The sequence below is a fragment of the Mycobacterium bohemicum DSM 44277 genome (assembly GCF_001053185.1).
GTDB lineage: Bacteria > Actinomycetota > Actinomycetes > Mycobacteriales > Mycobacteriaceae > Mycobacterium > Mycobacterium bohemicum.
The window spans coordinates 544,519-563,257 of record NZ_CSTD01000001.1; the positions used below are offsets into that span (position 1 = coordinate 544,519).

Sequence of the window (18,739 nt, forward strand, 5' to 3'; positions counted from 1 at the left end):
GCGTGACACTTCTCGTCGGAAGTGTAAGCCGGTTCCCTCCGGCGACCCGCCGTGGTCAGCTGCGTATGCTCGACACGCACGCCCACAGGTGAGGACGGTCATGGCCAAGCCGGACACAGAGCAGGCGGGGGAGTCTCCGTCGCGGCTGATCGACGCGGGGATCAAGCCCGACCCCGCGAAGCTGTTCACCCCCGGCCTCGACGGCCATGGCGTCAAGGCACTCATCCGCCCGGCGGTGCGGCTCGACACATCGGCGTCGGGGCGACGGTCCCGGTGACCGGCAGGCCTCGCGACATCCGCGAGCTGGCGGGCGACGCCGACGCATACCGCGACGAGCTGTTTCGCCGCTGGACCGGTCTGCTCAGCTACCGCTACATCGGCCGTAGGCACTCGTCGATGGACCTCGGCGACGTCGACGACACCGTCGTCATCCGCCGCGACATGCGCAACGAAGTGGGCGGAATCATGGTGGCGCCGTTGGCGATCGCGTCGCCCGAGGGGTGTCAGACCGACATGGTCGCGGTGCCCAATCCGGTGATCGCCTCGGTGCAGATCGTCGACCCGGGTTACGACGTCCGACGGATCGCGATCGTCGACTCCGGCATCGTGCACCAGGGGCGGACCATGGGTTACGGGCGTTGCAAGATCGTGGACGCCGACAATCCCGAGCGGGTCATCGCCTTCAACGAGGGGCAGGGAGCGGTCATCGGCACTCCGCCCGACGGCCTGGACCGGATGGACGTGTCCGGAACGGAGCTCACGATCGAGGACTCGCCCGACCTGCCCCCGCTGTGGGAAGCCTTCGGGGCCCGCCTGCGCGGCGACGGCCACTGGGTGCTGCCGGAGCTGAGCGCCGAATTGGCTTCTCCGGACGCGGCTTTGCACATCGGACCACAACACGTGGTGCTCGAGACGGCGGCGATCGACCTCGCCGCCGGCGCCGCCGGAACGCGCAAGCTCCAGGTCGTCAGCTGGCACGTCATGTTCATGTCGCGCGGAAAGGTGGGCCCCTTCCGCGTGGAGGGCACCGCGCATGCCGGCGGCGCCGGACGCGTCGGTGTTCGCATGCTCCTGCACGACGAGGGCAACGCCGATAAGGCCGTCACCTCGGCGGCGGCGGTTTTCGACATCGTTGGTTGAGGACTGAGCCGCGCGCTCGACAAGCGCAAGTGAACGGCGCGCTTACTTCCATGGACCTGATGGTGTACGGCCGCCGAGCGCGGAATTAAATCTTGCAGAACCGAACCGCCCAGGCCGCCGTTGAGCTCCGGGTTTCGAAACTCGCTCTGGGCGCGCGTGATTGAGCCCCCACGCCTTGCCGAGCGAAAATTACTGACAGTGGATATTATCCACGTAAGAAACCGTCCGACATGGTCAGCCTCGAGAAGGTCGGGGGGATCGGGCGCATTGAACCTGGGGGAGAAATGACGACGAAACGCGTAACGAGGGTCGCGACGATCGCGGGCCCGGTCGGGGCGTTGCTGGCGGCCCTGCTGATTCCGGCGGGCGTCGCGCATGCCGACCAAACCGACCAGGACTTCACCACCTTCCTGCAGTCGCACGGCGTCAGCCTGGGAAGCCCGGCGATGACGCTGAAGGCCGCGCACGCGATGTGCCAAGACCTCGACGCCGGTTACACCGAAAAGGACGAGGTGGACCAGCTGACGGGCGCGGACCGAATGAACCAGCCGCAGGCCCAGATGTTCGTCGGCGCCGCCACGGCGGATTACTGCCCGGAACACCACCCCGCGAGCAAGCCGAAGGGTAAGTAACGGGCTCTGGTCATACATCCGCCCCCGTCTGTATGGTGCTAGTCACCTACGGACGGGAGAGACGCGGTGGCGGAACGGTTGGCGGGCAAGGTCGCACTGGTCAGCGGCGGCGCCCGCGGAATGGGTGCCTCCCACGTGCGGGCGCTGGTGGCCGAGGGCGCCAAGGTGGTCTTCGGGGACATCCTCGACGACGAGGGCAAGGCGGTCGCCGCCGAGGTCGGCGACTCCGTCCGCTACCTGCACCTCGACGTCACGAAACCCGAGGACTGGGACGCCGCGGTGGCCACCGCGCTTCGGGAGTTCGGCGGGGTCGACGTCCTGGTGAACAATGCGGGCATCATCAACATCGGCACCATCGAGGATTACGCGCTCTCCGAGTGGCAACGGATTCTCGACATCAACCTGACGGGCGTGTTCCTCGGCATCCGCGCGGTGGTGAAGCCGATGAAAGAAGCGGGCCGCGGGTCCATCATCAACATCTCCTCGATCGAGGGGATGGCCGGCACCATCGCCTGCCACGGCTACACCGCAAGCAAATTCGCGGTGCGCGGGTTGACGAAGTCGGTGGCATTGGAGCTCGGGCCGAGCGGAATCCGGGTGAACTCGATCCACCCCGGGCTGATCAGGACGCCGATGACCGATTGGGTGCCCGAGGACATCTTCCAGACCGCGCTCGGCCGGATCGCCGAGCCGCAGGAGGTCTCGAACCTCGTGGTGTACCTGGCCAGCGACGAGGCGAGCTATTCGACCGGATCGGAATTCGTGGTGGACGGTGGCACGACCGCCGGGCTGGGGCACAAGGACTTCTCCGCTGTCGAAACCGGCGCCCAACCCGACTGGGTCACGTAGCCGGTCACCCGCGGCATCGACACTGCGCTCAGGGCTCGACAAGGCGCCACCCGCACACCGTGAGCGCAGGCTCGAGGCCGTGAGTGCAGGCTCGGCGACCCGCTAGCGCACCGCCGCAGCCGTCTGGGGCGCGGGCGTGTCCGTGTTCGGCGGGGGGTTTGGCGAGGGCCAGGGCGACGGCACCGGCCGCTGCCGCACGCGTTGCGGCCACCAGAACCACTTGCCCAGCAGCGCGGCGATCGACGGCGTCATCAGCGACCGCACGATGAGCGTGTCGAAGAGCAGGCCCAGCCCGATCGTCGTCCCGACCTGGCCGATCACGGTCAGCTCGCTGACCGCCATCGTCATCATCGTGAACGCGAACACCAGTCCCGCCGAGGTGACCACCGAGCCGGTGCCGCCCATCGAGCGGATGATCCCGGTGTTCAGGCCGGCGTGGATCTCCTCCTTGAACCGGGCCACCAGCAGCAGGTTGTAGTCGGCGCCGACGGCCAAGAGGATGATGACCGACATCGCCAGGACCATCCAGTGCAACTCGATGCCGATGAGGTGCTGCCAGATCAGCACCGAGAGCCCGAACGACGCCCCCAGCGAGAGCAGGACGGTGCCGACGATCACCGCCGAGGCCACCACACCCCGGGTGATCATCAGCATGATGATGAAAATCAGGCAGAGCGAGGAGATTCCGGCGATCAGCAAGTCATAGGTGTTGCCGTCGCTGAGGTCTTTGTAGATCGACGCCGTGCCGGCGAGGTAGATCTTCGAGCCTTCCAGTGGCGTGCCCTTGAGCGCCTCGTAGGCGGCCTTCTTGATCGCGCCGATGTGCGAAATTCCTTCCTGCGACATCGGATCGCCGTCGTGGCTGATGATGAAGCGCACGGCGTGACCGTCGGGGGAGATGAAGTTCTTCATGCCCCGCTTGAACTCGGCGTTGTTGAAGGTCTCCGGCGGCAGGTAGAACGAGTCGTCGTTCTTAGATGCGTCGAACGCCTTGCCCATGGCGTTGGAGTTCTTCTGCGCCTCGTTCTGCTGATCCTGCAGACCCTTCTGGGTCGAATACATGGTCAGCATCGTGGTTTTCATGGCCTTCATGTTGTCGATCATCGACGGCATGAGTGCGACCATCTGGGGCATCAGGGTGTCGAGATGATCCATGACGGGAAGCAGGCTTTGGATGTCATCGGTCATCGTGTCGATGCCGTCGAGCGCGTCGAACACCGAGCGCAGCGACCAGCACACCGGGATGTCGAAGCAGTGCTTCTCCCAGTAGAAGTAGCTGCGGATGGGCCGAAAGAAGTCCTCGAAATCGGCCATGTGCTGGCGCAATTCGTTGATGTCCATGGTCATGTCGTGCATTTTTCCAACCATGACGTGCATGTCGGCGGCCATCTGCGTGGTGATGCTCTGCATCTTGGTCATGCTGTCGATGGTCGTCTGCATCATGTCGGCCTGGTGCAGCATGTCGGCCATCTGGTCTTCCTGGTACTTCTGGTTCATCTGCTGGGTGACGCCCTGCATGCTGATCTGGAACGGGATCGAGGTGTGCTCGATCGGCGTGCCCTCCGGCCGCGTGATGGCCTGCACCCGGGCGATCCCCGGCACCCGGAACACCGCTTTGGCGATCTTGTCGATCACCAGGAAGTCCGCCGAATTCCGCAGATCGTGGTCGCTTTCGATCATCAGCACTTCGGGGTTCATCCGCGCCTGGGAGAAGTGCCGGTCCGCGGCCGCGTAGCCCTCGTTGGCGGGCAGGTCCGCGGGCAGGTAGTTGCGGTCGTTGTAGTTGGTGCGGTAACCGGGCAGGGTGAGCAGCCCCACCAGCGCCACTCCGATCGTCATGACCAGGATCGGGCCGGGCCACCGGACGACCACCGCGCCGACCTTGCGCCACCCGCGGATCCGTTGCGTGCGCTTGGGTTCCAGTGTCTTACCGAAGCGGGTGACCACCGCGATGACGGCGGCGCCGAGGGTCAACGCCGCAGCGACGACGACCACCATGCCGATCGCCAGCGGGATGCCCAGTGTCTGGAAGTAGGGCAGGTTGGTGAAGTGCAGGCAGAAGGTCGCGCCGGCAATGGTCAGCCCGGATCCGAGCACGACGTGCGCGGTGCCCCGGTACATCGTGTAGTAGGCGTCTTCCCGGGACTCGCCGTTGGCCCTGGCCTCCTGATATCGGCCTATCAAGAAAATCGCGTAGTCGGTGGCGGCCGCGATCGCCAAGGTGACCAGGAGACTGGTGGCAAACGTCGACAGACCGATGAGCTTGTAGTAGCCCAGAAACGCGACCGTTCCGCGCGCGGCCGCCAGCTCGAACACCACCATCACCAGGGTGAGCAACACCGTGATGACCGACCGATAGACCAGCAGCAGCATGGCGATGATCACGGTGAACGTGCACATGGTGATGACTTGCAGGCTGCGGTCGCCGGCCTCGTGCTGATCGGCTGACAGCGCGGCGGGGCCGGTGACATAAGCCTTCACCCCGTGGGGCGGGGGCACGCTCTTGACGATGCTCTGAACGGCCTCGACCGACTCGTTGGCCAGGGCTTCGCCCTGGTTGCCCGCCAGATAGACCTGGACGTAGGCGGCCTTACCGTCGTTGCTCTGCGCGCCCGCCCCGGTGAGCGGATCGCTCCACATGTCCTGGACGTGCTCGACGTGCTTGGTGTCGGCGTCGAGTTTCTTGACGATCTGGTCGTAGTAGGCGTGCGCGTCGGCGCCCAGGGGATTTTGGCCCTCGAGCACGATCATCACCGAGCTGTTGGACTTGTACTCGTTGAACACCGCGCCCATGCGCTTAGTCGCGACCACCGATTGGGCGTCGTCGGGCGCCATCGAGACCGAGCGCATCTTGCCGACCTCGTCCAGCTGCGGGACGACGACGTTGAGCACGGCGATGAGCGCGATCCACCCCAGGATGATCGGCAGCGCGAACTTCCGGATGAAGCGCGGAATCGGCGCCCGGGCCGGGCTTTCGGCCGGGGCACCGGCGTCCGCCCGGGTGTCGTCGAGGTGTCTGCTCATGCGGATTTCACCAGGCAGAATGTGAGGGCATGCACGCCGTTGATGATGTTCTCGTCCTTGACTTCGTCATCGATGGTGATGCGGCAACCGAGGCGGTCACCGTCGCTTTGTGCGGAGATGTTGGGGAAGACCGACGGCGCGGTGGTGCTCAGAACCAGCGTCCACGGCAGCGGGGCACCGTCGACGCGTTTCGGGTCCGCGGACAGGTCCAAGTAGTTCACATTGGCGCGGTCGGCGGAGCCGAAGACCTCGTACTTGACGACCTTGGGTTTGAACGGCTTGGAATCGTCGAGCCGAGGGCTCGTCATGACGCCGGTGTCGTGGGCGGCAAAGAAGGACTTGACCCGAACCACCGCGAAGCCGCCAACCGCCACGACCACCACGATCAGCAGCGGTAACCAGGCGTTGCGCACGAGTCTCGAGATCATCTGCACCTACGTGATTCCCTTCCCCATCAGCGCGCCGTGATGTGCTCAGCGTCGGTACTGGCCTGCGGTAACCGCTCATCGGCAGGAAGGCGCCGATTACCTTGAACTGCAACGGGATTCGATGGTCTGGAGCAGGCCACGGCTGACCTGGCGCGCCCCGCGTTCGCCCCCGGTGCCGGAACCTACTTTCGCGACTTCCGGGTCGTCTCGGGAGCCGCCTGCTGAGCATAGTACATAATGTGCAGACCTTGCACGTCATGCAACAATTGGGCTCGGTGTTTCACGTCACTTTGTGAAGATGCTGTTCACCAGCGCGGCGGCGCGCTCGACATAGGGCATGGGCGTGTCCTCGCCGGCGTCGGGTTCACCGCCCGACCAGCGCTCGATGCCCGAACGCACCGCCGTCAGGGCCAGCGCGGCGATGAGGGCAGGTATCTCGTCGTCGGGCCGCATGCCCTGCCGGCGCGCGACGACGTCGGTCAAGTGATTCTGGAACCTCTCCAGTTCGGCGAGAAAAGCAGCCAACACGGCCGGGGACGTCTTGGCGAGTTGCAGCATGCCCGCGGCCTGTTCCCGCTTGGGGGGAACGTCGCGCAGATGGTGCGCCGCCAGCGTGATCAGCTCGGCGAGCACCACCGAATAGGGGACCGGTCCGGCGGCGACGAATTCCTCGACCAGCTCCGGGGGGATGTCCGAGGGTCCGTACGCGATCGCGGACTCTTTGTTGGGGAAGTAGTTGAAGAAGGTGCGGGTCGACACCCCGGCCTCGACGCAGATCTCCTCGATGGTCACCTTGTCGAATCCGCGCTGCAGCGCCAGGCGCACCGCGGTGTCGCGGATGTCCGCGCTCGTCTGGCGGCGACGACGCTCGCGCAGACCCACCGGGTTGGACGACATAACACGCATGGCACCTATAGTTGCACGTTCTGCACACTTTGCAGTCCTAAGGCGCCCGATTCGTTGCCTGCAATCGGGTGCGGCCGGCAATCAGGCCGGGCTCACGCCGAGGGCTGCGCGCAGGTGAACGCACTGACTGGCGAAGAACTTCACCGAGACCGGCGCCTTCTCCGCGATTTGGTCGAACGCGTGGAAGGCGCCCGGTGCGATCTCCTCGTGGACGGCAACGCCGGCCTCCCGGAGCCGGTTCGCGTAGTCGACGCACTCCCGGTAGAACAGGTCCAGCGTCCCGACGCCGATCCAGGCCGGCGCCAAGCCCGACAGGTCTGTGCGGCGCGCCGGCGCGGCCTCCGCGGGATCCGCCCCGTTGAGGTACCACCGCCACGCGCGCTGGTTGTCGGTCTCGGTCCACATGATCCGCTTGCGGCCGTCGGGATCGGCGCCCGTGCGGTCGTCGAGCATGGGGTAGACGAGCATCTGGAACGCCAGGTCGATCTCGTTGCGGTCGTGGGCCCGCTGGGCCACCGCGGCGGCGAAGTGGCCACCGGCGCTGGCCCCGCCGACCGCGACGCGAGCCGGGTCCACCCACGGTTGACCCGCCAGCCATCGCAGGGCCGCGTAGCAGTCTTCGACGGGAGTGGGGTAGGGGTGCTCCGGGGCCAGCCGGTGTTCGACGGCCGCCACCGCCACGCCGGTGCGGCGCGAGAGCCTGCGGAGAAACTTGTCGTCCTGGGCGGCGTGGCCCATGATCGTGCCGCCGCCATGGATCCACAGCATCGCGGGCGCCCGCGCGGGCAGTCCGGGTGGGCGGTGCAGGCGGACGGTGACGTGCTCGTTGACGTCGGCCGTCGGCAGGTTGCGGATGCGGCCGGCGTTGCCCATCGCGTTCATAATCGCGCGCTGAACCCGGTAGCCCCGTTGGAGCGCGTTTCCCCGCGGCAGGAATCGGGCCACCTTGCGCAGCTGGGGGTCGACGGCCTTGCTCGACGTGAAAGCGTTGTGGGGCAAGGGGTTCGCCATCGTCTGCTTTCTGGTCCCGGCGCCGGCGGCATGCTGACCATACCTCACCCCGATGATGTCTCCGGCCGAGGCGAAGCGGACCGATTGGATGCCGCCGCCATGGGGTATCCGGTCGCGTGTCTTCAGCCCTGACCAAGATCATCAGCGTCGTGGACCCGCGTACCGGCGAGGTCGCAAGCCAAGTGCCGATCACCGACCCCGCCGACTGTGACACGGCGATCGGGCGTGCGGCCGACGCCGCCGAATCATGGGCTCGGCCGCGGCCGATGTCCGCGCCGCCGCCGACGAACTCGCCGAGATCAACGAGCGCGAGACCGGCAGGCTGCGCGGCGACGCGCGCGGCGGCGTGGACGCCGGGGTCGAGACGCTCGTGCGGTACGCCCAGCTGGGGCCGCTGCACCGGGGGCGCAGCCTGCAAGGCGATTGGTCGGCGACCGATCTGATGGTTCCGCAGCCCCGGGGTCTGGTGGCGGTGCTGACGCCGTGGAACGACCCGTTGGCGGTGGCCGCCGGGCTGCTCGGTGCGGCGCTGGTCAGCGGGAACACCGTCGTGCACAAGCCCAGCGAGCGGTGCCCGCAGACGGGCCGGCGGTTCGCCGAGCTGCTGGCGGCCCGCCTGCCCGCGGGGGTGCTCGAGATCGTCGACGGCGACGAAACGGTCGGCGCTCAGCTGGCCGAGGCGGAGCGGGTCGACGTCGTCGCGCACGTCGGCCGCAGCGAGGCCGGCCGGGCGATCGCGCAAGCCTGCGCCCAACGCGGTGCGAAGGCGCTGCTGCAAAACGGCGGCAACGACGCCCTGATCGTCGACGACAACGTGGACCCGGAATGGGCCGCCGCCCAGGCTGCGCTGGGTGCTTTCGCCAACGCGGGTCAGATCTGCGCGTCGGTGGAACGGGTGTACGTGCCGCAATCGATCGCCGACGTGTTCGTCCACGCTTTGGTGAACGAGGCGGCGACGTGGGCCGATCGCATCGGTCCCCTGGTCGACGAGCCGCACCGCGAGCACGTTCATTCCCACGTCCAGGACGCGACGCGACGTGGCGCAGGTGTCTTGATCGGCGGTGAGCCGCGAGAGGGCCCGGGTTCCTTCTATCCGCCGACCGTGCTGACGGACTGCTCGGCGGACATGCTGGTGATGTGCGAGGAGACGTTTGGCCCCATCGCGCCGGTGCGAATGGTGCCCGACTTCTCCGCCGCGCTCGTCGAGGCGTCCTACGACCGCTACGGCCTGGCCGCCACCGTGCTGACCGGGGACATGGCCAACGCGCAGGAGGCGTGGCGGCGCCTCCCGGTCGGCACGGTGAAGATCAACGATGTGTTCGGCGGTGCGCCGGGCGGAGCGTCCCAACCGCGCCGGGCCAGCGGAACCGGCTTCGGCTTCGGGCCCGAACTCCTCGACGAGATGACCGCCATGAAGGTGGTGCACTGGTCCCCGCCGGTGATCGAGCGGGTTTAGTTACGCTTGGCGGTCGACAACCGGAAGTGCCCGTCCCGGGCCGCGGCTGGCAGGTGGAACTGATGGGATCGGCGTGGCGCCGACGCGTCGATGCGGCGGAGTGGGATGCGGTCGCCGCCGAGTTGAACGACGTAGGTGGTGCGCTGCTGCCGCGACTCATGACGCCCACCGAATGCGCGGCGGTGCGCGATCTCTACGGCGACGACAGCCTCTTCCGGGCGACCATCGACATGGGGCGCCATCGCTACGGGCGGGGGGAGTACCGCTACTTCAAATGCCCGTACCCGAAACCCATCGACGAGCTGAAACACGCGCTGTATCCGCGGTTGCTGCCGATCGCGCGCGACTGGTGGGCGAAGCTGCGGCGCGACGCCCCCTGGCCCGACGAACTCGATGACTGGCTGCAGACGTGCCATCGCGCCGGGCAAACCAAGCCCACCGCCCTCATGCTCAGGTACGGTGCGGGCGATTGGAATGCGTTGCACCGAGACCTCTACGGGGAGTTGGTCTTTCCGCTGCAGGTCGTCATCAATCTGGACCGACCGGGCGTGACGCACACCGGTGGGGAGTTTCTCCTCGTCGAGCAGCGGGCGCGGGCCCAGTCGCGCGGCACGGTGATCTCGCTGCCGCAAGGGCACGGCTACGTGTTCACCACCAGGGAACGGCCGGTGCGCTCCACGCGGGGATGGTCAGTCGCCCCCGTGCGGCACGGGGTGTCGGTCGTGCGCTCCGGCGAGCGCTACACCCTCGGCCTGATCTTTCACGACGCCGCCTGAACCGATGGTGGGGCGCCGGTGTGATGCCGGCGTCGTGGCTCGCTGCGGTACCGCGAGGGCGCGCCGTCGATCCCGCAGAGCCGCCACACGAGCCGCGCCACCGGATTCATCAGTCCGGTGCTGTGGGCCAGCATCCGCATGTCGGCGAACATGTCGCGCAGCCACTCCCGTGAGTCCGCGGACCCAAAGAACAACTCCCGCCTGACCTCGTCGGGGATATCGAACTCCTGCCAGAACGCTTTCGGGGGGACCACGATGGCCTCGCACAGCAGTCGCATGATGAGCGGGCAGTACAGCGCGATCCAAAATCGCCGCGTCCGGGACAGCATCGGCAGCCGCCTGCGCAGGAACTCGTAGGCAAACGAGATGTGCCGGGCCTCCTCGGCGATGTGGATCGCTATCACCCGCTCCATCACCGGGTGCAGCGACTTGCCTTCGCGCAGGATGCTTTTTTGCGTGTGGTCCAGCGGTTCCTCGCCGGCGAGCACGCCGATGAAAAACGCGACCGGCAACGGCCCGGCCACCAGCGGAACCAGCGGCGACAGCCAGCGCAGCATTCGCGGCATCCCCGGAACGTCGGCCCCCACGCGGTTGACCATTTCCTGAAGCATCAGCGTGTGGTTGCACTCCTCCACCGCTTCGTGCAGGCAGTAGCGGTATTCCGGCGAGCCGTTGGGCAACCAGAACGTGTAATTCATCAGTCCGCGGATGAGCACCGACTCGAAGTGAGTCCCCACCTTGGCGACGTTCGCCTGCCGCCACATGCCGATCTTGATCTGGCGTTCGGCCGACTGGGCCCGATACCAGGGATGGCGGCCGAGCGGGTCGCTCGCCGGGAGGGTCCACCGCGGATCGCCTTCGGTGACCGCGAATTCCGCTGATTCCCATGGAATATCGGTGTACGGGTTGAAGTTCCTTCGCACCGACCCTTCGGACAGGGTGGTGAGCGCGTTCACGTAGTCGGTGTCGTCGCCCGGGTCCTTTTCGCGTCGCCTCCGCCGGACCGTCGCCGTCCAACCCATTCGAATAATTCCCCTACGCTGTCCGGGTCCGATGTCGTTGGGCTGATTGTCGAGCGGACACCCGGCTGCCCCACCACTTCGAAGCATAATCGAGGGGGAGCCCGAGTTCTCGTTGGAGTGGCGTTGCGCGGACGCCGAAATCGCATCAGGCCCGTCCGCGGGCGCTGCGGCTACCCCGAAGGGACGAATGGCCCTAGGCGCGCGAGCGGCACCGCTCCTAGCTTGTTTTGTGTGGGGCCAGATTGTTGCGGCGCCATGACGAGTCAGGAGGACACAATGACCGGCGACCACGGGGTGGGCAAACCATGACGGCTCCCTACGGCGAATACAGCGTGGATGACGACAACCAACTGCAGCCGGAGGACACCCTCATCGATCGGGGCATCGACGACATCCTCGACGAGGGGTACTCGCCGCCCGAGCGGCCCTATGGCAGCCGCGCTTTCGCGTTGTCGGAAAGCATGGATCAGCTTCTTGCCGAAGAGGAGCCGGATCCGGCGGCGCGCATCAATGTGGTGCTCGACGAGGCCGAGATGCAGCTCTCCGACGACTGGGAGCGGGAAGCCGAATTCCCCCAGCGGCGTGAGGTCGGCAGCGTGCGCGCAGGGCGACTTGTGGCTCCCGACCTAGGGTTTGGAGAGGACGGCGAGTCGGACTTGATCGCCGAGGACGTCGGGATCAGCGGCGGCGCGGCGTCGGCCGAGGAGGCCGCGATTCACATCATCGAAGAGGAAGACTGACTGCGGGCCTGACGCGGCGGTTCACGACCGCTTGTGCGGCGAACCCCCGGTCTGGGCCTCGGGGCGGTCGGAAAACCTCGGGTTCTCTACCGGTTTGGCAGAGGCTTCGCTGGGCGCGACGTGTTCCGGGACTTCCGGGTGAGAAAACAGGTTCGAGCTATCCATGTGGTGTCCTTACAAGACAAAGGGGTCGGCCGCTTCGCACTGTGACGAAGCAAATCGCGCTGATCTCCTGCGTATGCATTGACGGGTGATCGCCAGAACGCGGGCCGCCCTCAACTGTACAGGTCGTGGGCTACGGGTGTACATCGGCGGGTCGGGACCGCAGATCCGCCTTCCTGCTATGCTGTTCACAACGCTCGCTGTCAGGTTGACGGCAAGCACGTCGTGAAACGCTTCTTCTTCCGACCGGCGTCCGCCCATAACCAGAGGTAGACGTACTGAATCCGGCGTTGTTCGTATCGCGGCGATCGATATTGCCTCCCGGCAATCTCGCCACCCTGCGATGACCGAACGCGCGCATCTCGCCGCCAACTCGGCATCGCACTGCTGAAAGACATCAAGTGACTACTGGCAAGACTTTTGCCGATCTCGGCGTGCGCGCATCACTCATCGAAGTGCTCGCGGCTCGCGGGATCACCGATCCGTTTCCCATCCAAATCGAAACCCTTCCCGACACGCTCGCCGGCCGCGACATCCTCGGCCGTGGCAAGACCGGCAGCGGTAAGACGCTCGCCTTCGCGCTTCCCATGGTCAGCCGACTGGCCGGGCAACCCCGGCGACCGTCGCGACCCTCGGGCCTGGTGCTTGCGCCCACCCGGGAGCTCGCGAGCCAGATCACGGCGACGCTGGAACCGTTGGCGGCCGTCGTCGGCCTGCGCGTGACGACGATCTTCGGCGGTGTGCCGCAGGGCAGGCAGGTGGCGGCGCTGAAGTCCGGCGTCGACATCGTCGTGGCCTGCCCCGGCCGGCTCGAAGACCTCATGAAGCAGCGGCTGATCACCCTCGACTCGATCCAGATCACGGTGATCGACGAGGCCGACCACATGGCCGACCTCGGCTTCCTTCCCGGCGTGACCCGGATCCTGGCGGCGACCCCGAGCGGCGGCCAGCGGTTGCTGTTCTCCGCAACCCTGGACAACGGTGTCGACAAGCTCGTCGATCGATTCCTGCGCAGCCCCGTGCTGCACTCGGTCGACGGCTCGGACTCGCCGGTGGCCGAGATGACCCACCACGTGTTCCACGTCTCCGGCGCGCAGGCCAAGAAGGAACTGGTCCACCGCCTCGCCTCGGGGTCCGGTCGCCGAATCCTGTTCATGCGCACCAAACATCAGGCGCGCAAACTCGCGCGCCAGCTCACCGAATCAGGCGTGCCCGCAGTTGACTTGCACGGCAACCTTTCTCAGCCCGCACGCGACCGAAACCTCGCCGCGTTCAGCGCGGGGGAGGCGAAGGTATTGGTGGCCACCGACATCGCCGCTCGCGGTGTGCATGTCGATGGCATCGAATTGGTGGTCCACATCGATCCGCCCACCGAGCACAAGGCGTATCTACATCGGTCCGGACGGACGGCGCGGGCCGGGAACTCCGGCGACGTCGTGACCGTCGTGCTGCCCGAGCAGCGCAAGGACACTCATGCGCTGATGCGCCGCGCGGGTATTCGCGTCACCCCGCAGGAGGTCAATGTCGATTCGCCGGCCGTGCACGCCGTCGCCGGTGAGATTGCGCCGCACCGGGCTCCGGAACCAAAAAAGGTGGTTCCGCCGCCTCCGACGCACCAGCCTCGCCGCTCGGGTTCCGCCGGGCGCCGGCGGGCGCGTCGTCCCGCGCGTGCGCGGCAGCAATTGTCGTAGCCGATAACCGTTTCCATCGGAATCGGCCGGCTCGTGATAGTTTGATCGTCTGGATGTTGTAGGTACATCCATATTGAAATGAGAGAAGAAAGTAATGGCACAGGGAACTGTGAAGTGGTTCAACGGTGACAAGGGCTTCGGCTTCATCACCCCGGACGAAGGTTCGAAGGACCTCTTCGTGCACTACTCCGAGATCCAAGGATCCGGCTACCGCTCACTCGAGGAGAACCAGCGCGTTCAGTTCGAGGTCGAGCAAGGAGCCAAGGGACCCCAGGCTGTAGGAGTCACTGCCGTCTAAGACATCACATACCTGACAGTGGGCTGGTGCGATAGTTGCACCGGCCCACTGCTCTTTATGGCCCCGATCGGCGACTGAGACAATGCGTGCGTGGCGGAACAGAGCATCTGGATGCAGAAGGTGGCGGCCGATCCGGGGCATTCGCATTGGTACATCGAGCGTTTCCGCTCCAAGGCGCGCGCCGGTGAGGATCTGGCCGGTGAGGCTCGCCTGGTAGACGCGATGGCGCCGCGGGGCGCCCGCATCCTCGATGCCGGGTGCGGCCCCGGCCGGGTGGGCGGATACCTGGCCGCGGCAGGTCACCGGGTGGTCGGCGTCGACGTCGACCCGGCGCTCATCGAGGCGGCGGAGCAGGATCATCCCGGGCCGCGATGGCTCGTGGGTGATCTCGCCGAACTCGACCTGCCGGCGCGGGGCATCGACGAGCCGTTCGACGTGATCGTCATGGCCGGCAACGTCATGACCTTTCTTGCGCCGAGCACCCGCACACAGGTGCTGAGCCGCCTGCGAACCCATCTCGGGAGCGACGGCCGCGCGGTAATCGGCTTCGGCGCCGGGCGCGGATATGGTTTTTCGCAATTCCTCGACGACGCGGCGACCGCCGGCTTGCGACCCGACCTGCTGCTGTCGACGTGGGACCTGCGACCCTTCACCGACGACTCGGACTTTCTCGTCGCGGTCTTTCGGCGGGCGTAGATTCGGCTGCCCGGCAAGGCAATTACGTCACTGTGACGATTAGGGGTCGGCGGGTGACTCCGGGGAAGGCCCCGACCTGACGCGCCCGCGGCAGGCCTCGTTGCGCGAGTGTGCATCTGACGACGGGTCGGCGGGTTGTCGGCAGGCGTTGTGGCGGAGTGTGAGCTCGGGCTGGTGGGGCCGGTTTCGTCACTGTGACGAATGCCTGGGTGAAGCGCGGGTCCGGGGAGGCCGCGGGCGGCTGGCCCAAAGTGCTTCCGTCGGCCTCAAGCGTGACGCCGCCCTGGTCGGCCGTTTCAGTGAGTGCGCATCTGGGCGACGGCTTTTACCGCGTGTCGCGTCGCAGCATTCACAGTGGAGCGGTGCGAGGGGTCGAAGCAGCTGGTCACCGGGCGTCCGGGCGTTATCCGCAGGTCATGCATTTACCGATAAGCAACATTATGTCAAGTTAAGCAACGCTGCACTTGGCGATCAACCAGACGTTGGCGCTCAAGACCGATGTTCCCGAGGCGTCGGCTATGGTGAGTGGCGTAAATCAGGGTCGCCATGCAGGCGTCGTGGGACCGGTGGCGCATTGAAGGCCGGATGTGTGAGTTCGAGCGTGCGTTGAACGCTGTTGAGTCGGTTGTGGTGTCCGGGAGTGAGCTTGCGCGCGCCGGGTTGCCCTACGGCGGAAGGGGCGTGCGCGGGAGCGGCTGTAGCTGTTGGACGAGTTCGACTGATAGATCACCTCTCACCGATCGGTGACAAGTTGCTGCCTGATTTCTTGACAGAGGATCGCAGCGAGCTTTGGGACGCGCTGCGCAAGCGCGGGCCGGTCGTGTTTATCGAGGACAGCGTGTTTATGAATGGCTATTGCCTCACACGGGCCGATGACGTGCTCGCAGCGCTGCGTAACCCGGAAGTGTTTTCGCTCAACCCCGTTTTGGATCGGCCGGACCATGCGCGTTGGCGCGCGATCTTGCAGCCGTTGTTGAATTCCCGCGCGGTGAAACAGATGCAACCCGCGTTGCAAGATCAGTCCGCGGCGGTGGTCGAAGCGCTCGCCCCGCGGGGTAGTTGTGAGGTGATCGCCGATGTCGCCGAGCCATTCGCGGCCCAGGTTCTTCTCACAGTGTTGGGGTTGCCGCCGCAGGACGGGGATAGGTTGCTGCGCTGGGAGAAGGCGCTTTGGGCGATCCAGCGGGCGCCTCTGGCCGCGGTCAACGGTGTCCGTTTCGAGGAGTGGGTGCAAAAATTTGAGATGCTCGCCTATTTGGCGGAGGCTTTCGCGCAGCGCCGCGCCAGCCCTGATATTGCGGGTGTTATGTCCCAGTTGGTTGCCGGTGACGATGGGTTCGACGAAGCTGACGCGTGCGCGGTAGTTGAGATGCTGATTGCTGCGGGCATTACGCCGTTTAGGAGCGCGGTGGGTTTCGTGTTTCTCGACCTTGCCCGCGACCCGCGGCTATGCGCTTCACTCCGCAAAAACCCCGCAGGGATTGAGGGATTCGTCGAAGACGTGCTGCGCCGCGAGCCGCCGGCCCCGGTGATTATCCGCAGGGCCGCTCAGAACGTCACCGTGGCGGGTGTCGAGATACCGGCAGGGGCCCGAGTCGTGCTCTGCGTAGGGGCGGCCATCCAAGAAGACATGGCGGACGGCCACGGGTCGCGGGCGGACTACTGGGCGTTCGGCGGGGGCCCGCACCGCTGTGTGGCCGTCAGTCTGGCGAAAACAGCGCTGACTGTGTTGGTCAGCGAATGGTTGCGCGCTATCCCCGCGTTCGGGTTAGCTGCTGAGTCCGTGCCGCCGGTTATCCTCGAGGAGGCGGTACGGCTGTCGAGTTTGCCGCTGCGCTGGCATTGAGTCAGACCCCGGGCGGGTGATTGCCGTGGATGCCGCGCTGGTCGCCAGTTTCAGCTCAGCACCGCGCGACACACAGTCCAGTTGCGACCGCCGCGCCCGCGGTAAGCGCGGCAGTAGCCGGCCGTGATGAAGCCTTCCGTCTCGCCGCGCCGCTCCCCTGCCGGAGACGCGCGCTCGCGCAGAACACCACGCGTCCCCTTCTGGCCACACGTTTCACGATCGTGAATTCAGGCTGCCGTTCGTTGTGGAGTCCACACAGAGTGATCAAGATATTTGCCATGAACGCCCTTTCATAACTTCGCCCGAAAGCAGTGACCACCCATGACCACAGTGCGCGACGCCATCCTCGACCTGTTCCGCTCACACAATCTGACCACCTGGTTCGGCAACCCCGGCTCTTCCGAATTGGCTCTGCTGCAAGACTTTCCCGACGACTTCCGCTACTTTCTGGGCCTGCAGGAGATGATCCCGGTCGGGATGGCCGACGCGTACGCGCAAGTCACCAGACGCCCCGCCGTGGTCAACCTGCACACCGCGCCCGGGATGGGCAACGCGCAAGGCCAGATCTACAACGCCTACGTCAACAAGACGCCGCTGATCATCACGGCGGGCAACCAGCGCCGCAACATGCAAAACCAGTACTGCCTGCTGACTAATCACGAACCCACCACTACGCCCAAGCCTTTCGTGAAATGGGCCGCCGAGCCGGCGATCGCGAGCGAATCCCCGGCCGTGCTGGCCCGCGCGATCCACCTGGCGACCACCCCCCCGATGGGACCGGTTTTCGTCTCGCTGCCGATGGACGACATGCCTGTCGAACTGACCGACGAACAGCTCGCCGATGTCAGGGTGGTGCGCGATCGCACCGTGACCCATGCGACGGGTTTTCCGACCGAGTTGGCTGAGCAGGTCGCCGCACGATTGGACGCCGCCAGATCCCCGGCGATCGTTGTTGGCGGCGATATCGACCGCTACGACGCCTACGACGCGGTGATCGAACTGGCTGAGCGCACCGAATCGCCGGTGTTCACCGCCCCGTTGACCGGCTGGAGCGGGTTCCCGGAGAATCACCGTCTCTATCACGGCGCGCTGCCGCCGGGTGCGGGCTGGATCTCACAGATTCTCGCCGGCCACGACCTCATCCTCACCATCGGGACCGCGGTGTTCCGCTACTACCCGTTGGTGCCCGGGCCTTACCTGCCCGAGGGCGCAAGCCTGATCCAAATCACCAACGATCCCGACGAGGCCGCACGCGCCCCCGTCGGGGATGCGATCGTGGCCGACGTCCGCACAGCGGCCCAGGCGCTGGCAGCGACGGTGAAACCAACGCAACGGCCCGCCCCCACGCCGCGCGCCGCGGTCCCCGAACGGGTGTCGGCTCAGGTGCCGTTGAAGCCCGAGGACCTGTGGACGGCCGTCGGCCACGCCGCACCCGATGACACGCTGTGGGTCAGCGAAGCCGGCAGCAATGAGATCCCCATGACCGACAGCATCCGTCCGGGCAACCCGCTGTCGCATCTGTCCGCGGCCGGCGGCGGACTCGGCTGGGGCCTACCCGCATCGGTGGGCGCCCAGATCGCGGCACCGGATCGGCCCGTGGTCACGCTCATGGGCGACGGCTCGATGCACTACGCGATCACCGCGCTGTGGAGCGCGGCGCGATACAAGATCCCGGTCACCGTTGTCGTGGCGTCCAACGCCGAGTACGGCGTTGTCAAAGAATTCGGCGTCTGGGAAAAGACCCCGAACGTCCCCGGGCTCGACATCCCCGGCCTCGACGTCGTGGGAACCGCGGCCAGCTACGGCGTCGACGCCCACGAAGCGCACAGCTCCGACGAGGTGTTCGAGTTGGTCAAGGCGGGCATCGCCGACCGCGACCGACCCACCCTGATCAACGCGCGCACCACACCCGTCTCGGGCGGATTCGGCAGCTAGGTGGATTGCCAGGGATGACACGACCGTATCGGCGTCTGCCGCGGTCTTAGCCGGCCGCGACGCGGTGGCCACTGACGCCACGTGACCGCCCGCAAGCGTGGACTCGTGGCGGCGCAGCTGGAGCAAC

The 18,739-nt window shown here is 66.4% G+C and carries 17 protein-coding genes; 12 read left to right on the forward strand and 5 right to left on the reverse strand.

The window, feature by feature from the left end:
• Positions 1-100: 100 nt before the first annotated feature.
• The 4 genes from BN971_RS24895 to BN971_RS02690 all read left to right on the forward strand — a co-directional run bounded on the left by BN971_RS24895 (position 101) and on the right by BN971_RS02690 (position 2,621).
• The gene (locus tag BN971_RS24895) at positions 101-277 is read left to right on the forward strand and encodes a hypothetical protein (protein ID WP_169718593.1); all 177 of its coding nucleotides are present in this window, start codon (positions 101-103) and stop codon (positions 275-277) included.
• Positions 274-1,140 carry a hypothetical protein gene (locus BN971_RS02680; protein ID WP_085181021.1) on the forward strand — a complete coding sequence of 289 codons (867 nt, stop codon included), beginning with the start codon at positions 274-276 and terminating at the stop codon, positions 1,138-1,140. Before BN971_RS24895 ends, BN971_RS02680 begins: the two co-directional genes overlap by 4 nt.
• A 284-nt stretch (positions 1,141-1,424) precedes the next feature.
• Complete coding sequence (locus tag BN971_RS02685; protein ID WP_169718594.1) at positions 1,425-1,772, forward strand: DUF732 domain-containing protein; 348 nt, start codon at positions 1,425-1,427, stop codon at positions 1,770-1,772.
• Between the two features lie 66 nt (positions 1,773-1,838).
• Entirely contained in the window at positions 1,839-2,621 is a 783-nt protein-coding gene (locus tag BN971_RS02690) for an SDR family oxidoreductase (protein WP_085181023.1), read from the forward strand.
• A gap of 102 nt (positions 2,622-2,723) precedes the next feature.
• Here BN971_RS02690 and BN971_RS02695 read toward each other — a convergent pair whose 3' ends face one another.
• From BN971_RS02695 to BN971_RS02710, 4 genes are all read right to left on the reverse strand, one after another.
• Positions 2,724-5,645, reverse strand: a complete 2,922-nt coding sequence (locus BN971_RS02695) for an MMPL/RND family transporter (RefSeq protein WP_085181024.1) — start codon at positions 5,643-5,645, stop codon at positions 2,724-2,726.
• On the reverse strand, positions 5,642-6,073 hold the full coding sequence (locus BN971_RS02700; protein WP_170322100.1) for an MmpS family transport accessory protein: 432 nt from the start codon (positions 6,071-6,073) through the stop codon (positions 5,642-5,644). The genes BN971_RS02695 and BN971_RS02700 overlap by 4 nt, the downstream gene beginning before the upstream one ends.
• 285 nt (positions 6,074-6,358) lie before the next feature.
• Positions 6,359-6,970 carry a TetR/AcrR family transcriptional regulator gene (locus tag BN971_RS02705; RefSeq protein WP_085181025.1) on the reverse strand — a complete coding sequence of 204 codons (612 nt, stop codon included), beginning with the start codon at positions 6,968-6,970 and terminating at the stop codon, positions 6,359-6,361.
• Positions 6,971-7,060: 90 nt separating this feature from the next.
• On the reverse strand, positions 7,061-7,990 hold the full coding sequence (locus tag BN971_RS02710) for an alpha/beta hydrolase (RefSeq protein ID WP_085181026.1): 930 nt from the start codon (positions 7,988-7,990) through the stop codon (positions 7,061-7,063).
• Between the two features lie 247 nt (positions 7,991-8,237).
• On the opposite strand from BN971_RS02710, the gene BN971_RS02715 reads away from it, so the two are divergent.
• Both BN971_RS02715 and BN971_RS02720 read left to right on the forward strand, forming a co-directional pair.
• On the forward strand, positions 8,238-9,446 hold the full coding sequence (locus BN971_RS02715) for an aldehyde dehydrogenase family protein (protein ID WP_139027028.1): 1,209 nt from the start codon (positions 8,238-8,240) through the stop codon (positions 9,444-9,446).
• 62 nt (positions 9,447-9,508) lie between these two features.
• Positions 9,509-10,222, forward strand: coding sequence for a 2OG-Fe(II) oxygenase (locus BN971_RS02720; protein WP_085181147.1), 714 nt, complete (start codon positions 9,509-9,511; stop codon positions 10,220-10,222).
• Here BN971_RS02720 and BN971_RS02725 read toward each other — a convergent pair.
• A complete protein-coding gene (locus tag BN971_RS02725; RefSeq protein ID WP_085181027.1) occupies positions 10,207-11,244 on the reverse strand; it encodes an AurF N-oxygenase family protein in 1,038 nt (345 codons plus the stop codon). The two genes, BN971_RS02720 and BN971_RS02725, sit on opposite strands and share 16 nt — an antisense overlap.
• A 305-nt stretch (positions 11,245-11,549) precedes the next feature.
• On the opposite strand from BN971_RS02725, the gene BN971_RS02730 reads away from it, so the two are divergent.
• From BN971_RS02730 to mdlC, 6 genes are all read left to right on the forward strand, one after another.
• Positions 11,550-11,984 (forward strand): DUF5709 domain-containing protein, encoded by a 435-nt coding sequence (locus tag BN971_RS02730; protein WP_085181028.1) that lies wholly within the window; start codon positions 11,550-11,552, stop codon positions 11,982-11,984.
• Between the two features lie 563 nt (positions 11,985-12,547).
• Entirely contained in the window at positions 12,548-13,837 is a 1,290-nt protein-coding gene (locus BN971_RS02735; protein ID WP_085181029.1) for a DEAD/DEAH box helicase, read from the forward strand.
• A gap of 94 nt (positions 13,838-13,931) precedes the next feature.
• Positions 13,932-14,135, forward strand: coding sequence for a transcription antiterminator/RNA stability regulator CspE (cspE, locus tag BN971_RS02740; protein ID WP_085181030.1), 204 nt, complete (start codon positions 13,932-13,934; stop codon positions 14,133-14,135).
• Between the two features lie 90 nt (positions 14,136-14,225).
• The gene (locus BN971_RS02745) at positions 14,226-14,831 is read left to right on the forward strand and encodes a class I SAM-dependent methyltransferase (protein ID WP_085181031.1); all 606 of its coding nucleotides are present in this window, start codon (positions 14,226-14,228) and stop codon (positions 14,829-14,831) included.
• Positions 14,832-15,582: 751 nt separating this feature from the next.
• Entirely contained in the window at positions 15,583-16,677 is a 1,095-nt protein-coding gene (locus BN971_RS02750; protein WP_085181032.1) for a cytochrome P450 family protein, read from the forward strand.
• A 321-nt stretch (positions 16,678-16,998) separates the two neighbouring features.
• On the forward strand, positions 16,999-18,612 hold the full coding sequence (gene mdlC, locus BN971_RS02755) for a benzoylformate decarboxylase (protein ID WP_085181033.1): 1,614 nt from the start codon (positions 16,999-17,001) through the stop codon (positions 18,610-18,612).
• Positions 18,613-18,739: the final 127 nt, after the last annotated feature.

What these genes read in the sequence shown, in the direction of transcription:
- BN971_RS24895 (WP_169718593.1), top strand. Translation starts at nt 101, where the DNA reads ATGGCCAAGCCGGACACAGAGCAGGCGGGGGAGTCTCCGTCGCGGCTG.
- BN971_RS02685 (WP_169718594.1), top strand. Translation starts at nt 1,425, where the DNA reads ATGACGACGAAACGCGTAACGAGGGTCGCGACGATCGCGGGCCCGGTC.
- BN971_RS02695 (WP_085181024.1), bottom strand. Translation starts at nt 5,645, where the DNA reads ATGAGCAGACACCTCGACGACACCCGGGCGGACGCCGGTGCCCCGGCC.
- BN971_RS02700 (WP_170322100.1), bottom strand. Translation starts at nt 6,073, where the DNA reads ATGATCTCGAGACTCGTGCGCAACGCCTGGTTACCGCTGCTGATCGTG.
- BN971_RS02705 (WP_085181025.1), bottom strand. Translation starts at nt 6,970, where the DNA reads ATGTCGTCCAACCCGGTGGGTCTGCGCGAGCGTCGTCGCCGCCAGACG.
- BN971_RS02710 (WP_085181026.1), bottom strand. Translation starts at nt 7,990, where the DNA reads ATGGCGAACCCCTTGCCCCACAACGCTTTCACGTCGAGCAAGGCCGTC.
- BN971_RS02715 (WP_139027028.1), top strand. Translation starts at nt 8,238, where the DNA reads ATGGGCTCGGCCGCGGCCGATGTCCGCGCCGCCGCCGACGAACTCGCC.
- BN971_RS02720 (WP_085181147.1), top strand. Translation starts at nt 9,509, where the DNA reads ATGGGATCGGCGTGGCGCCGACGCGTCGATGCGGCGGAGTGGGATGCG.
- BN971_RS02725 (WP_085181027.1), bottom strand. Translation starts at nt 11,244, where the DNA reads ATGGGTTGGACGGCGACGGTCCGGCGGAGGCGACGCGAAAAGGACCCG.
- BN971_RS02730 (WP_085181028.1), top strand. Translation starts at nt 11,550, where the DNA reads ATGACGGCTCCCTACGGCGAATACAGCGTGGATGACGACAACCAACTG.
- cspE (WP_085181030.1), top strand. Translation starts at nt 13,932, where the DNA reads ATGGCACAGGGAACTGTGAAGTGGTTCAACGGTGACAAGGGCTTCGGC.
- mdlC (WP_085181033.1), top strand. Translation starts at nt 16,999, where the DNA reads ATGACCACAGTGCGCGACGCCATCCTCGACCTGTTCCGCTCACACAAT.